Here is a 14,056-nt window from a genome sequence, read left to right on the forward strand (position 1 = left end):
GACGGCTACTCGCGGCCGGTGTTTCTGTGCTCTTCGACGTCGAACTTCGATAGCAGCGTTTCGAGTTGCTCGGCGCGATCGCTCAGCGACTCGACGCTACCCGTAATCTCCGACATCGACGCCGCCTGCTCCTCTGCCGCAGCAGAGACGCTCTGGGCCTCCCCAGCAGTGGACTCACTGAGGTCCGCGACCTCCTCGGTCATCGACACCGCTTCCTCGGTGCTGGCGGCCTGGTCGTCAGTGGTGTCGCTGATTTCCTGAACGCCACTGTCGGTCTCCTCGGCGTGGCCCGCCACCTCAGTGAACGCCGACACGACTTCCTCGACTGCCTCGATGCCTTCCTCCATCGACTGCTCTGCGCTCCTAGCTTCCTCCACGGTCGTCTGCGTCTGCGTCTGGACTTCCTCGATGACCTCCTCGATATCGTTTGCCGACGCCTGCGTCTCCTCGGCGAGGTCCTTGACCTCGTCGGCGACCACGGCGAAGCCGTCGCCGGACTTGTCCGCTCGCGCCGCTTCGATGTTCGCGTTCAGCGCGAGCATGTTCGTCTGCTCCGCGATGTCCGAAATCAACTCGACAATCGTGCTGATTTCCGCCATCTGCTCGTCGAGTTGCTCGACGTTCTCGACGGTCGTGTCGATTGCAGACTGGACGGTCCGCGACCGCTCGATGGCTTGCTGCGCGGTCGACTCGCCGCTTCGCGCAATCTCGGCCGTCTGGTGGGAGTGTTCCGCGACCGAATCAGCGGACGCCGCCACCTCCTCGATGGCCGCCGACAGGTCGGTCATCTCCTCCGAGACCGTATCGAGCATGTCGCGTTGCTCGTCGGCAGCGCCCGCAATCTCCTGAACGGACTCACTCACTTGGCCGCTCGCCCGCTCCGCGTCGGCCGCGCCGACCTCGGCTTCCTCGCTGGCCGTCGCGACGGCGTCGGCGAACTCCTGGATGTCGACGATGGTTCGCTCCCACTCGGCGAGCATGTCGTTGAACGACGCCGCGATGGCAGCCATCGCCTCGTTGTCCGCCTCGTCCTCCGGCATGCGCTGTGACAGGTCGCCGTCCGCACACGCCGCCATCACCTCGCTGTACGTCTCGGCCTGCTGTTCGAGTTCCGTTGCCAGCGCCTCAGCGGTCTCTTTGGCTTCCCGGGCGCGCTCGCGTTCGTCCTCGGCCCGAGCGCGCTCCTCCTCGGCTTCCTGCTGGGCGGCGGTCGCTTGCTCGCGGGCGCTCTCGGCCTCGTCGATCTTCGAGACGAGCGCGTCACGCATACTCCCCAGCGAGGTCGACAGCTGGCCGATTTCGTCGCGGCGTGAACTCGCAACGTCGACATCGTACTCGCCGTGCTCGATGGCTGTCGCCGCCTCAGAGAGGCGTTGTACCGACGTTGCCGTGTTCCGGCCGATCGTCCCGCCGACGACCACGACCCCGACGAGCGCGACGAGGATGAACACGAGGATGTTGCTGCGAATCTGCTCGCTCAGCGCGAACGCGTTCTCCGCTGGTGCGTGCTTGACGACGACCCAGTTCGTTCCGGGGATGGTCGCGTACGCAGCGACGTACTTCTCGTCGAGGACGGCGTTCTTCGTCGGCGCGTCTGTGAACGTCCCGTTCCGCGCCGCCGTGCTGATCTCCGGGATGTCGGCTTGCGTTCGGTTGCCGGCGTACGGCTGGCCGACGGTGTCTGTCCCGGCGTCCGAGAACAACACCTCCGTCGAATCTGACGTCGGCCGAACGACTTGCGTGAACGTTCCATCGATGCCGGCACTGAACTGGTTACTGAGGTCGCCCGCGTCGTACTCGACGACGAGTACGTGCGTGAAGTCCGCGGCGACGCTCATCGAACTGACGACTCGCTGTCCGTCAGCGTTCGCGTACGGATTCGTAGAGAGGACCGAGTCACGGCCGATCGACCGCGTTCGGTCGACCCACGGGTGAGAACTAGACGAGACGTTCGTGCCCCGGAGTTCGTCGTCGGTACTCGCGACGATTGCGGCTTCACTAGCACCACCAACAGTCGGGTCTGCAAGATGAACCGCTGCGACGCGGTCGGCCTGTAGCTCGTTCGCAGCAATCTTCTCCACGTACGCTTGCTGGTCCGCGGCTGTCGAATCGAGTCCGAGTGTCGGACTGTTAGACGCAATGAGGACCGGGCGCTCGTTGCGTTCCAGCCACTCGTTCAACAGGCCGGACTCGGACTCGACTTCCTGCACGAGCTGCTGTGCGGTGTCGTCCTCGAGTGTCGCAGTCGCGTTCCCCTGCACCCAGAACCCGCCGGCCGCGATGAGCGCGACAATCACCAGCAGCGCCACGGCGAACTTCACGAGGTACGACCGAGCAGGTAGCATTACCACGTCTTTCACGCGGCTCAGCCCCGACGTGTCCGTCGATGCTGCATCTGCCGCCTTGTCGCTCCTGTCTCCGGACGACTGTGTTGAGTCCTGCATCTGTTTAGATGAAGCCGTCGGCTCGAAGATGGTCGGCGACCGCTTGCTGGCTCCCGACCTCGTTTGCGCGACTGTTCAGCTCCTGCATGGTCGCTGCGTCAGGGATCGCGTCTGGCATCGTATTCAGCGCCGAAACGACGGCGTCTGTCGCGACGTCCTCGTGAACCACGCCGACGGGGTGGAAGAACGGCCAGAAGTTTCGGTCGTCTTCGAGGAATACGATGTCTTCGACCTCAGTCAGCCAGGCACTCGTGCTGTATCCGAACCCCAAGTCTGCGTACTCCTCGTCGACAGCCGTACCGACGGCTTGTGCGGACGCAGCTTCGAGGAATTCGTTCTCATCCTCCCAGCGAGCCACCTGCTGGGAGTCGAACCCGTAGTAGTCGAAGAGGGCGTCCAGTCCGTCACTGCGGACTCTGAACCCGTCCCCGAACGCCGGCTTGATGCCGTAATTCCCGCTGTTGACGTGTGCCGCGAGGTCACTGATGGTCTCGATGCCAGTCCCTTCGATTGCTCGCTCCCGGACGAACACTGCCCACGTGTTCTGCCAGTCTGCACGGTCGAGAATCCGAATCGGGTGTTCGGACTCCATCTCGGATTTCAGTGCGTCGTACTGTTCGTCCGGCGTCTCGAAGTCGGCTTCGTCGTGTCGCGGCGGGTGTGACGCCCACAGCGACCCCATATAGTCGTAGTACGCGTGTATCTCCCCTGACTGGTACGCCTTGGCGTGTGCAGCGTTCCCGCCGAGTCCAGTTTCGTCCACGAGATTCGCGTTCGTGTTGTTGGCGAGCAGCTCGTACGCGACGTACCCGAGATTCAGCTGTTCGGTGTACCCCTTCGAACTGACGACGACCGACAGTGAACCGTCGCTGTCCCCACTGGCACTGTCAGCACCGCCCTCACTGGTGTCGCTGCCGCCACCAACGCAGCCAGCGAGTGCCGCGGTTCCCCCTGCCGTTAGCGCCCCTAGCAGCTGCCGCCGATTCGTCAGCAGCGGCGGCTGTCTCTGTTCACGCATGACGGCCGAGATTCTGCAACGGTAGTAAAAAACCCTCTGCCGGTGCTATCACTACTGATACCAGAAGCTCTGGCGAAGATAAATTAATCTAATTCGATTCTGCATACATGCGAACCGTACCCATATCAGACCCACAATATCGGCGTCGAACAGTCAGTGGGCAGTGCCAGTAGAACCACACTTCTCGTACCAGTCAGCGTCCGCGCTAGCGGCCGCTCCGAACTGACTGAAACGAAGCGGCCTCGGCACTCATAGGGCTCGTCGTCCCGCGGGAGCCACCCCGGGTCGGCCCGGTGGCGTCGTCATCGGCCATCTGCGGGTACGGGCAGCGCCGAAAAGACGCTGGCGGTCGCCCGAGAGACAGTCGCGCCGGCGTGACCTGTGAGTACCACCACGCAGATGCCCGTGCGGTCCACAGCAGTAGGTATGTTGTCGCCTGCACCCGCCGTGCCGGGGTTGTTCGTCGTCGGCGTCGCCGCCGCAGTCGTCGCCACGCTCGTCATGGACGCGGCGATGGCGCGACTACCAGAGGGAGAGACGTCGCCGTTCGTCGCCGCCGGCGTGCTCACCGAGCGGCCGCCCGGGGAGGCACCGGGACGGCTGGCGAGCGTTGTCCACTACGCCGCCGGGCTGCTGACCGGGCCGCTGTTCGCGTGGCTGTTCCTCGCTCCTGCAGCCGTCCTCGACGGCGTGGCGGTCACGGCTGTGGCCGCCGCGGTCGTGCTCTACGTGCTGATGGTCGGATTCTTCGCCGTCGTCGTGTTGCCGCGGTCGCTGGTCGACGAGCGTCGCGTGCCGGCGATTCGGCGCGACTGGGCGGCGGTCGCAGCGGTGTACGTCGCGGTGCTGGTGCCGGTCGTCGCCGGCGCAGCGACGGTGCTCTGACCGAGCGAGCGGGAGAAACAGGGGTTCAGTCGTCGTCGGTCGCGGACGGGGCCTCCACGGGGCTCGGAGTGGCGGTCGACGCGTCGCGGGTCGCCGTGACGAGCCGGTCGACGGCGTCCACGCCGATCGCGGCGAACGCGACGAACCCGACCTTCGAGATGAAGTCCAGATAGACGACGACGATGGTGTACATCTCGTACTGGAGAAGGCCGAAGCCGGCCGGTCCGAGCAGCCAGACGACCGGGTACAGCGTCCACAGCACGACGGTGATGTTCCGGAGCGTGACGAACAGCGAGTGGACCCGCGGGTCGGGGTTGCTGCCGAGCGACCGGGGCAGCACGCGGAGCAGGCCGAACGCGAGCACCAGGTACCCGAGGGCACCCGCCGCGAACAGCGCCCACCGGAGCGTTCCGTCCGTGAACGCCGCACCGATACCCGCAGCGATGACGAAGATGTCCGCCACGAGCAGCCACACGTAGGTGCGGCGGGCCGGCCTCGCGAGCATCGCGAGGTAGGCCACGATGAGCGGCGTCGTCACCAGCCAGTCGATGTACCGCGCGACGAAGATGGTGTGGTCCGCGACCGTCGTCTCGGTGAAGCCGAGTCCCATCGCGGCGTACGCGATGGCGGCCAAGCCGGTGATGCCGGCGAGCACGAGGTCGTAGCGTCGATGCGACGGATACCGAATCATGTCCCGGAGCGGCAGCACCGTCCCGACGACCATGCCGACTGCACCGACCCAGAACCAGGTAGTGAGTGCCATCTCAGTTCACCTCCTCGCCGCCGCGCGCGTCGAAGTCCGCGAGCAGGTCGTCGAGGGTCGCGGCGCGCTCCGCGAGGTCGGCGGCGGCGTCCCCGACCGTCGAGAGCGTCTCTGTCTGTTCGTCGGCCGATTCGGCGACGTCGGTGGCCTGCGCGGCGGTCTCCTCGCTGATGCCGGCGACCTCGTCGACCGCGCCGGCGACGCGGGACGCGGCCTCCGCCTGTCGGTCCGTGGCGTCCCGAATCTCGCCGGCCGCGGAGTCCGTCTCCGCGACGAACTCCACGACGTCGTCGAGTGCGGTCGCGGCGTCCCCGACCGTCGTCCGGCCGTCGGCGACGTTCTCGCTCGTATCGCGCATCTCGTCAGCGACGTCGCTGACCTGTCCCTGCAGGTCGAGCAGGCGCGCTTCGATGTCCTCGGCGGCGTCCCGGGACTCCTCGGCGAGCCCCTTGACCTCGTCGGCGACCACGGCGAAACCGTCGCCTTCGGCCCCCGTACGGGCAGCCTCGATGGAGGCGTTCAGCGCGAGCATGTTCGTCTGCTCGGCGATGTCGGCGATGACGTCGACGATTTCGCCGATGTCCTCCATCTCGCTGTCGAGGGCGTCCATCGCGTCGGCGGCGGCCTCGGCGTCGTCGGCCACGTCGTCCATCGTCGCGACCGCTTCGTCGGTCGCCTCGCGGCCGTCTTCGACCGCGTCGGCGGCCTGTCCGGCGGTGTCGGCCAGCGACGCGACGGTCTTCGCGACCTCCTCGGCGCTCGCGGAGAGGTCGTCGACCTCGCCCGCGACCTCGTGGAGGCGGTCGGTCTGCTCGGTCGCGCCGTCCGAAATCTCGTCCACAGCGGACGACACATCGGTGCTGGCGTCCATTGCGTCCCCAGACCCGGACTCCACGCGCAGCGCCGCGTCAGAGACGTGGTCGGCGAACTGGGACGCGGCGGCGACGCTCGTCTCGATGTCGTCCAGCATCTGGTTGACTGCGCGGCCGACACGCGCCATCGCGTCGTGGTCGCGGTCGGCGTCGACGCGCCGCGTCAGGTCGCCGTCGGCGACCGCGGTGAGCGCGTCCTCGTAGTCGGTCGCGGCGTCTTCGAGCACGCGGGCGGTCTCCTGCGCCTCCTGCCGCGCTTCTTCCGCGCTCTCGCGGGCCGCTTCGGCTTCCTGGCGCTGCTGCTCCGCTTCCTCTTTGGCCTGCTGGGCTTCCGCCTGCGCGGCCTCGGACTCTGAGAGCGAGGTCGACAGCGAGTCACGCATCTCGCTGAACGAGCGCGCCAGCGTCCCGAACTCGTCGCTGCGGCCGGTGGCAATCTCGGCGTCGAGGTTGCCTTCGGCCATCTCGTCGGCGCGCTGCGAGAGGTGCTGGAGGGACGTGACGGTCGTCGACCCGACCGTGACCCCGACCAGCGCGAGGCTCACGACGGTGATGAGCACGAGCCCCAGCAGGCTCGACGCGACGAAGTCACCGAGTGCGAACGCCTGGCTCTGGGGCGCGTGAACCATCACAGTCCACGGCGCGCCCTCGACCGGCGAGGCCGCCATCACGGTGTCGCCGTGCTCCATGAACGTCGACCCGGCCAGCGACTGTTCGAGCATCATGTCGCTGCCGTCGTGCTGGGTCAGAACCCGGGACTGGTCGGGGTGAGCGACGTACGTGCCGTCCTGGTCGACGACGACCGTGCTGCTGCCGTCGACGGCCTCGCTGAAGCTGTCGGTGAGCGAGTTCACGTTCACCATGTAGACGAGGCGCTTGTCTTCGGTGCCCTCGACGGGAGAGAGCACCGCCAGAACCGGGAAGTCCGCGGCCGGCACCGTGAACGGCTTCGTCACGGCCACGTCGTCTGTCCCCTCGAACGTCGGTGGGTCGGTGGCGAACGGCGCGCCCTGCTCGGCCGGGTTCAGGCCGGCGAACTCACCAATCGAGCTGGCTTCGATTGTCGTCGAGGGCGCGTCGTAGTAGTGGACGGCGACGACGCCCTTGGGTAGCTCGCTGCTGTCGGCGAGTCTGTCGAGGGCCGCCTGTCTCTGGTCCTCCGACGCGAGCGCGGGCTGACTGGACGCTAACTGCGTCTGCCCGCGGACGTTCGACAGCCAGGCGTCGAGGTGGTCGGCGCGGGCGTCAGCCGACCCGACCAGGTCTGCCTCGACGTCTTCTTCGAGTTGGTCGGTGGTCTGCTGGTAGACCAGCGACCCGACCCCCACAGAGAGTGCGACGACCAGAACGAGCGCGAGAGCGAGCTTCGTCCCATAGCTCTCTCGTACGCGAGTGAGTAATCCGGACCCCATGTAGCCCGTCGATAGGGATTGCCCATAAAAAAGAGTTGGTACCCGATTTTCACGCCTGATAGCGTCTATCAGCGACAATTACCGGCTTCTCTACAGGCTCGTCGGGTGCGAGAGAAACGCCGTCTCGACGCCCCACTCGCCGGCGAGCGACTGGAGCGCGCGCACCCCGAACGTCTCCGTCGCGTAGTGGCCGCCGAGGAACACCGAGACGCCGGCCTCTCGGGCCTCGTGGTAGAGTTTGCCCTTCCCTTCGCCGGTGACGAGCGCGTCGACGCCCGCAGCCTCGGCCTCCCGCAGCCAGTCCGAACCGCTGCCGGTGAGGATGGCGACCTCGGAGAGCTCGTCGGGCCCGAAATCGAGCGTCTGGACCGGCTGGTCGCCAGTGTCCAGTTCCGCCTCCAGCGTCGACGCGAGGTCGTCGGCCGTCGTCGGCTCCGTGAACGTTCCCCGGACGCCCACATGTTCACCGGCGTGCGCGCCGAACGGCGCGCGGTTCTCCACGTCGAGCGCGTCCGCCAGTTGCGCGGCGTTCCCGAGTTCGGGGTGGCCATCCAGCGGCAAGTGAGCGGCGTACAGCGCGCACCCGGCGTCCACGAGCGGCCGGATTCGGTCGTACTCGCGGCCCGTCACGGCGTCGAGACCGCCCCAGACCACGCCGTGGTGGACGACGAGGAGGTCCGCGCCCCACTCGATGGCTTCCTCGACCGTCGCGACGGCCGCGTCGACAGCGAACGCGACGCGCTCGACTTCGCCATCGAGCGGCCCGACCTGAACCCCGTTCGTGGCCGCGTCCTCGTAGTCGCCCGGGCACAGCCGCTCGTCGTACCTGTCCGCGATATCGGAGACCTGCATACCCGAGCGAGCGAGCGCCGGCCCCTTCTAGGCGTCGGCAGCGAGCGCGCCCGGGTCAGGCGTCGGCGTGGTGGTGGACGAACGCCCGGAGGAGCTTCGCCGCCAGCGTCGCGGTCTGGCCGTCGTCGTGGTCGTTCACCTCGACGACGTCGAAGCCGACGGCCTGCGGGGCGACCGCGCGCACGGCGTCCCGCATCTCGCGAGGGGCGAGGCCGAACGGCTCCAGCGTCCCGGTTCCGGGCGCGAACCCGGGGTCGGCGGCGTCGATGTCCACGCTCAGGTAGACCTCGCGGTCCTCGGCGAAGTCCGGACTCCAGTCGGCCGCGTCCTCTGGCGGAACCGCGGTTACGTCGCTCTCGGTCGCGCGCTCCCACTCGTGTTCGTTGCCTGCCCGGGCACCCACGACGACGGCCTCGTCGGCCACGTCGAGGGCGTGCCGGGTGACCGTCGAGTGACTCAGCGGGTCGCCGTCGAGGTCCTCACGGAGGTCGAGGTGGGCGTCCAGCGCGACGAACACGTCCGGGTCCAGCGCGCGCACCGCCGCCACAGTGACGGTGTGCTCACCGCCGACCAGCAGCGGCGTCGCGTCGTTCCAGTGGACGTCAGTCAGGACGCCCTCCAGATAATCGAGGTACGCGGTGGCGTCGTTCCAAGCGCGCACGTCGCCGTAGTCGGCCACGGAGCAATCGGAGAAGTGCGTGCGCGTCTCGGGGTGGTAGTCCTCGAACGTCGCGGCGTGCTTCCGGAGTTCACCGGGACCGAAGCGGGTCCCGGGCCGGAACGACGTAGAGACGTCGAGTGGCGCGCCCACGAACACGTAGTCCGCCGCCGACCCGGGGTCGTCGGGGTCGGCGTCGCGGGCGCCGGGGAACATCTAGTCCTGGAGAATCTTCCGCTTGCCCTCGAACTCGAGGTACTCGATGTCGTCGTCGGCCTGAATGTCGAGGTCTTCGGGAATCTGCATCGTCACCGTCTCGTACGTGTCGAGGTCCATGACCTGCGCGACGGTCTCGGACTCCTTCGAGACGATCTGGCCCTGCTTCCGGTCGACAATCGGGACGTAGATCTTCTGGTCGACCGGCTGGCTCAGGGACCGCTTCTTGCCGTCGAAGACGCCACGAGCCTCGATTCGGGCCTTCGCGCTGCCGTGCTTGCCGGGCTTCGCAGTGCTGTACGCGTTGATCTGGCAGGCGGCGTCTTCCATCATCACGTAGTTGCCTTCCTGCAGGTCACGCACTTCCTTCTGCTCTTTCGCCATGTGCCCGGATTCTCGCCTGCCCAGTATAAACCGTTTGGAACGGAGCCGCCGCCTAGAGTACGCCAGCCACGCGTTCCAGCCCGTCCCGGAGCTCCTCCGTCGGCAGCCCGAACCCGAGCCGGAACGTCCCCTCGACCCCGAAGCAGTCCCCCGGAGCGAGCACGACGGACGCCTCGTCGACGACGACCCGGCAGAACGCCCGCGAGTCGTCGAAGCCGTCCGGGACGTCGAGTAAGACGTTACAGCCCACCGGGTCGTCCCAGTCGAGGTCGTGCTCTCGCGCCCACTCCGCCGTGATTTCGGCGTTCGTCTCGACGTGGTCGAGCGCCGCCTGCCGAAGTTCCGCTTCCCGTGACTCGAAGCCGCCGACGCCGAACACCTGCTCGGCGACGTGGTGTCCGAACGTCCCGGGCGAGATGGTCGTGTAGTCTTTCCACGCCTCCACGTCTTCGACCGCGTCCTCGGGGCCGGCGAGCCAGCCGAACCGGCAGCCCGCGAGTCCGTAGGACTTCGACAGGCCCGCGGTGCTGATGCCGTGCTCGCCGAGGCTCGCGACGGCCGGCGCGGGGTCCGGGGCGAGCCGCCGGTACACCTCGTCCCCGAGCAGGTAGGCGTCGGCGTCCGCCGCGAGGTCGTAGACCGCTTCGACCGTCTCGGCGTCGTGTTGGTGGCCCGTCGGATTGTTGGGGTTGTTCAGCACCACCAACTCGGTCTCGGGTCGAATCGCCTCGGCGACGGCGTCCACGTCGAGCGTCCAGTCCGGTGCCGCCAGCTCGACCCGCGTCACGTCGCAGATGGAGTCGGGAATCGCGTGCAGGCTCTGGTACGTCGGCGTCACGACGACGGCGTGGTCGCCGGGCGACAGCAGCGACTGGAAGGCGAGGAAGTTCGCCTCCTGCGTCCCGACGGTGCAGACCACCTCGTCGGCACTCCGGCCGTACCGTTGGCCGATAGCCGCCCGCAGCGCCGGCTCGCCGTTTGTCGGAATCACGTACCCCAGTTCCCCGAGGTCCGTGTCGAAGTCGCTCGCCGGGAGGCTGCGCACGCCGCTCTCCGCGAGCATCACGTCCGCGCCGGCCTCGACCTCGGCAAACCACCGCTCTAGCTCGAAGGTGGGAGCGTCCATACACGCCGTTCGCGGGCGGCCGTGAAAACAGCGCGGGCGGCGGAACCCAGTGACTCGGACCGGCCCGCCGCTCCGCCACAACACAGATACGGGCACCGGTCGAAGCGCCGGACGACCCGCCATGCCTCGCTCGCAGTTCGTTCCGAACCGACTTCTCCTGCTCGTCCTGCTGCTGGTCGTGATTCCCGGCTACGGCCTGGTCACAGGCCAGCGGTCCGACCCGATAGTGTACTCTCTCGTCCTCGGTGCCGTGCTGTGGGTGTGGAAGTGGCGGTGGTGGTGGGAGCCGATTCGGGACTTCGTGGACCGTCGCACCCACGAGCGTCGGTAGGGCGCTCCCTCGCTACACCCGGTCCTTCGGCAGCAGGTCTTCGAAGCGCTGGTCGTCGAGCCACTCGCAGAGCTGGACGAGCTGGTCGCTGGCGGCCTCGAACAGCCGTTCGCCCTTCTCCGCGGTCGCGTCCGTCTGGTCGCCGAGCACGCCGTTGTCGGTGTTGTCGATGGCGTCGTAGAACGTCCGGGAGCCGTGCTTGACGGTGTCGGCGTCCGCGACGCTCGCGACGCCGCCGTCCCGCGCTGCTTCGAGGCGGTCGTCGTGGACGTGCTCGCCGTCGAGGTACTGCATCATCGCGGTCTCCTTCGGGCCGCCGTGGGGGCCGTTCTGCTCGAAGACCTCGTCGACCAGTTCCGGAATCGACTCGTCCCACATCCACTCGACGGCGTACGCCGTGCCGTCGTCGCGCACCCGACGCCCGACCTCGCGGAGGTGCTGGACGTTCCCGCCGTGGGCGTTCACGAACACGACGCGGTCGATTCCGTGGTACGCGAGGTTCCGCGTGAACGACTCGACGTAGTCCCGGAACTCGGGCGGGTCGACCCACATCGTCCCCGGGAACTGGCGGTGGTGCGGGCTCACGCCGACGTTCACGGTCGGCGTGCAGAGGAAGCCGGTGCGCTCGGCGGCCTCGCGAGCGAACGCCTCAGCGATGGTGTGGTCGGTCGACTCCGGCAGGTGCGGGCCGTGCTGTTCGGTCGACCCCAGCGGCACGAGCGCCAGCGACTCCTCGGCGAAGTACTCCTCTAGCTCCGGCCACGCTTCGTCGGCGAGGTACATGGCTCACAGGCGGGCCGGCACGAGCAAGAAACCAGCGTTCGCGTCACTCCCCTCAGTCGCGCTCCCGGAGGTTCTGGCGCGTGAACTGCGGGCTCGCCCGCAGCCCGCTCTTCCGCCGCCGGAACGACCGATAGAGCGCGAGCGCGATTGCGGTCGTGAACGCGGCCGACACGCCCGCCGAGAGGAGGTCCGCGGTCACGTACAGGAACGCCGTCGTCGGCACGCTCGTCGCCAGCACCAGCCCGAGGACGACCCGGCGGCCGAGCTTGTCGATGACGCGGTTGTCGTCCTCCAGGTCTGCCCGGATGTGGAGGTCCTCGCGTTCGACTCTGTCCAGTGCGCGCTCCAGTTTCGGCGGTACGCGGACCGCCGACGTGGCCGCCGCCTGGAAGTCCTCCGCGGTACCCTCTACGAACTGCTTGATGGACTCCTCGCGGTAGCCCTCGTCGGCGAGGTAGTCCGTCGCGACCGTGATGAAGTCGAAGTCCTGGTCGAGCGTGACACAGACGCCCTCCACGACCGTCGCGACGCGCAACACGAGCGCGAGGTTCGGCGGCAGCCGCAGCGGGAACTCGTAGATGGTGTCCTCGACTTTCCCGATGATCTGCTGGACGCGGTACGTCTCGATGTCCTCGCCGCGCGCGTCCTGGATGGCGAGTTCCATCACGTCGGCCATCACCGCGCGGTCGGCCTCGGGTGAGAGCGTCCCCATCTCGATGAGCGCGTCCAGAATCCCGTCGATGTCCTGGTTCGCCACCCCGATGTAGAACTCCACGATCTTGTCCTGGACGAACGGGTCGACGCGGCCGCTCATCCCGAAGTCGTAGAAGACGATGGAGCCGTCGTCCTGCACGGCGAGGTTCCCCGGATGGGGGTCGGCGTGGAACACGCCGTCCGTGATAATCATCTGGAGGTACGCCTCTTCGAGCGTCTCGGCGACCTCCGACCGGTCGACGTTCCGCGCCTCGAGCTCGGAGACGCTCGATATCTTCGTCCCGGAGATGTACTCCATCGTGAGGACGCGAGCGTCCGAGTAGTCGTCGTACACGCGCGGAATCACGATGTCGGGGTTGTCGGTGAAGTTCCCCCGAATCTCTTGGAGCATCCGGCCCTCGCGGGCGTAGTCCATCTCCTCGCGGATGGTCTTCGCGAACTCGTCGGCGAGGTTCTCCAGACTGAACGCCTGGCCCTGTCCGACGAACCGGACGATGAGCGGAATCGACCACCGGATGACACGGAGGTCGGCTTCCACGAGTTCCTCGATGCCGGGCCGCCGAATCTTCACGGCGACCGGGTCGCCGTCGACCTTCGCGGTGTACACCTGCCCGAGGCTCGCGCCGCTGATGGACTCCCGGTCGAAGTCGTCGAACACCTCGTCGACCGGCCCGAGCTCGTCCTCGATGACCACCTTCGCCGCCGACCAGTCAGCCGGTGGGACGCGGTCCTGGAGCTCTTCGAGGACGTCGATGTACTCGGGCGGCAGCACGTCGGGGCGCGTCGACAGCAACTGCCCGAGCTTGATGAACGTCGGCCCGAGCGCGAGCAGCGAGTCCAGCAGTATCTGTGCCCGCTCCCGGCGCATCTCGGGCGTGACAGACCGGCTCCCACCGAACAGCAGGAACCGGCGTTTGTCGCGTGCCCACCCCCACAGCAGCGGGAGGAACTGCCAGAAGACGACGACGAACCGCCGGTACGACCTGAGTACCGCCACCGGTCACCCCTCGACCGGCACGCGTTGACCGGACTCCCCGCGCCGCGGCAGGTGGACTTCGAGGACGCCGTCGTCGACGGACGCCGTCGCGCCGTCGGCGGTAGCGTCCGGCGGCAGCGGCAGTTCGAGGTCGAGGAACAGCGGCCGCTCCTCCTCGCGGTAGTCGAACCCGTCCGGCACCGACTTCCGGCGGTGAGCGTCGACGACGACCGTCCGAGCGCTCACACGCACGTCCAGGTCGGCAGCGGACACACCCGGGACGTCCACGACGAACAGGTACTCGTCGTCGCGTTCGTGGACGTCGGCGAACACCGCGTCGGGTAGATTCCCCAGCGCTTCGCGCAGGCGGGACATGGACGCAGGTTGGGACGGCGAGGCGTTAAAGCCGGTGGTCTCGGCACTCGGTGTCGAGTGGCCCGAAGCGGACGGCAGAACGAGAGCGGGCGGGGCGAGATGGTGGGAGTACGGGTGTGGTTCCCGCCCCGGGGGAGGCCGCACGAAGGGGGTCCGGCGAGTGCGGCCGACAGCCGGCGACTGGAAGGGGGAACAGCGCCGGCGTGGTGTGCTCTGAACCGTGCCCTGACAGGCGACGAGCGGTCGT

The 14,056-nt window shown here is 67.7% G+C and carries 13 protein-coding genes; 2 read left to right on the plus strand and 11 right to left on the minus strand.

Annotated features, from left to right (window positions below; translation table 11 throughout):
• Positions 1 to 5: 5 nt before the first annotated feature.
• Together BMW35_RS12255 and BMW35_RS12260 are read right to left on the minus strand one after the other, a co-directional pair.
• Positions 6 to 2,444 carry a methyl-accepting chemotaxis protein gene (locus BMW35_RS12255; protein ID WP_089669766.1) on the minus strand — a complete coding sequence of 813 codons (2,439 nt, stop codon included), beginning with the start codon at positions 2,442 to 2,444 and terminating at the stop codon, positions 6 to 8.
• 4 nt (positions 2,445 to 2,448) lie between these two features.
• Entirely contained in the window at positions 2,449 to 3,462 is a 1,014-nt protein-coding gene (locus BMW35_RS12260) for a glycine betaine ABC transporter substrate-binding protein (protein WP_089669768.1), read from the minus strand.
• A 426-nt stretch (positions 3,463 to 3,888) separates the two neighbouring features.
• Here BMW35_RS12260 and BMW35_RS12265 point away from each other — a divergent pair, with 426 nt between their 5' ends.
• A complete protein-coding gene (locus BMW35_RS12265) occupies positions 3,889 to 4,347 on the plus strand; it encodes a hypothetical protein (protein ID WP_089669770.1) in 459 nt (152 codons plus the stop codon).
• 25 nt (positions 4,348 to 4,372) lie between these two features.
• Here BMW35_RS12265 and BMW35_RS12270 read toward each other — a convergent pair whose 3' ends face one another.
• The 6 genes from BMW35_RS12270 to BMW35_RS12295 form a co-directional block, all read right to left on the minus strand.
• Positions 4,373 to 5,110, minus strand: coding sequence for a bacteriorhodopsin (locus BMW35_RS12270; RefSeq protein WP_089669773.1), 738 nt, complete (start codon positions 5,108 to 5,110; stop codon positions 4,373 to 4,375).
• 1 nt (position 5,111) lies between these two features.
• Positions 5,112 to 7,394, minus strand: a complete 2,283-nt coding sequence (locus BMW35_RS12275; RefSeq protein ID WP_089669775.1) for a methyl-accepting chemotaxis protein — start codon at positions 7,392 to 7,394, stop codon at positions 5,112 to 5,114.
• A gap of 90 nt (positions 7,395 to 7,484) precedes the next feature.
• The gene (locus BMW35_RS12280) at positions 7,485 to 8,246 is read right to left on the minus strand and encodes a Nif3-like dinuclear metal center hexameric protein (protein ID WP_089669778.1); all 762 of its coding nucleotides are present in this window, start codon (positions 8,244 to 8,246) and stop codon (positions 7,485 to 7,487) included.
• 55 nt (positions 8,247 to 8,301) lie between these two features.
• A complete protein-coding gene (gene speB / locus BMW35_RS12285; protein ID WP_089669780.1) occupies positions 8,302 to 9,120 on the minus strand; it encodes an agmatinase in 819 nt (272 codons plus the stop codon).
• The gene (locus BMW35_RS12290) at positions 9,121 to 9,504 is read right to left on the minus strand and encodes a translation initiation factor IF-5A (protein WP_089669782.1); all 384 of its coding nucleotides are present in this window, start codon (positions 9,502 to 9,504) and stop codon (positions 9,121 to 9,123) included.
• A 52-nt stretch (positions 9,505 to 9,556) separates the two neighbouring features.
• Entirely contained in the window at positions 9,557 to 10,630 is a 1,074-nt protein-coding gene (locus BMW35_RS12295; protein ID WP_089669784.1) for an aminotransferase class I/II-fold pyridoxal phosphate-dependent enzyme, read from the minus strand.
• A 121-nt stretch (positions 10,631 to 10,751) separates the two neighbouring features.
• On the opposite strand from BMW35_RS12295, the gene BMW35_RS12300 reads away from it, so the two are divergent.
• The gene (locus BMW35_RS12300; protein WP_089669786.1) at positions 10,752 to 10,961 is read left to right on the plus strand and encodes a hypothetical protein; all 210 of its coding nucleotides are present in this window, start codon (positions 10,752 to 10,754) and stop codon (positions 10,959 to 10,961) included.
• A 12-nt stretch (positions 10,962 to 10,973) separates the two neighbouring features.
• Here the strand turns inward: BMW35_RS12300 and BMW35_RS12305 are convergent, their stop codons facing one another.
• Genes BMW35_RS12305 through BMW35_RS12315 form a run of 3 tightly spaced genes read right to left on the minus strand, consistent with a single transcriptional unit; the run spans position 10,974 to position 13,809 of the window.
• On the minus strand, positions 10,974 to 11,744 hold the full coding sequence (locus BMW35_RS12305) for a creatininase family protein (protein WP_089669788.1): 771 nt from the start codon (positions 11,742 to 11,744) through the stop codon (positions 10,974 to 10,976).
• Between the two features lie 52 nt (positions 11,745 to 11,796).
• A complete protein-coding gene (locus BMW35_RS12310) occupies positions 11,797 to 13,455 on the minus strand; it encodes an ABC1 kinase family protein (RefSeq protein ID WP_089669790.1) in 1,659 nt (552 codons plus the stop codon).
• A gap of 3 nt (positions 13,456 to 13,458) precedes the next feature.
• Entirely contained in the window at positions 13,459 to 13,809 is a 351-nt protein-coding gene (locus BMW35_RS12315) for an Hsp20/alpha crystallin family protein (protein WP_089669792.1), read from the minus strand.
• Positions 13,810 to 14,056 lie beyond the last annotated feature (247 nt).

Origin of the sequence: Halobacterium jilantaiense (assembly GCF_900110535.1) — an archaeon.
Classification (GTDB): domain Archaea; phylum Halobacteriota; class Halobacteria; order Halobacteriales; family Halobacteriaceae; genus Halobacterium; species Halobacterium jilantaiense.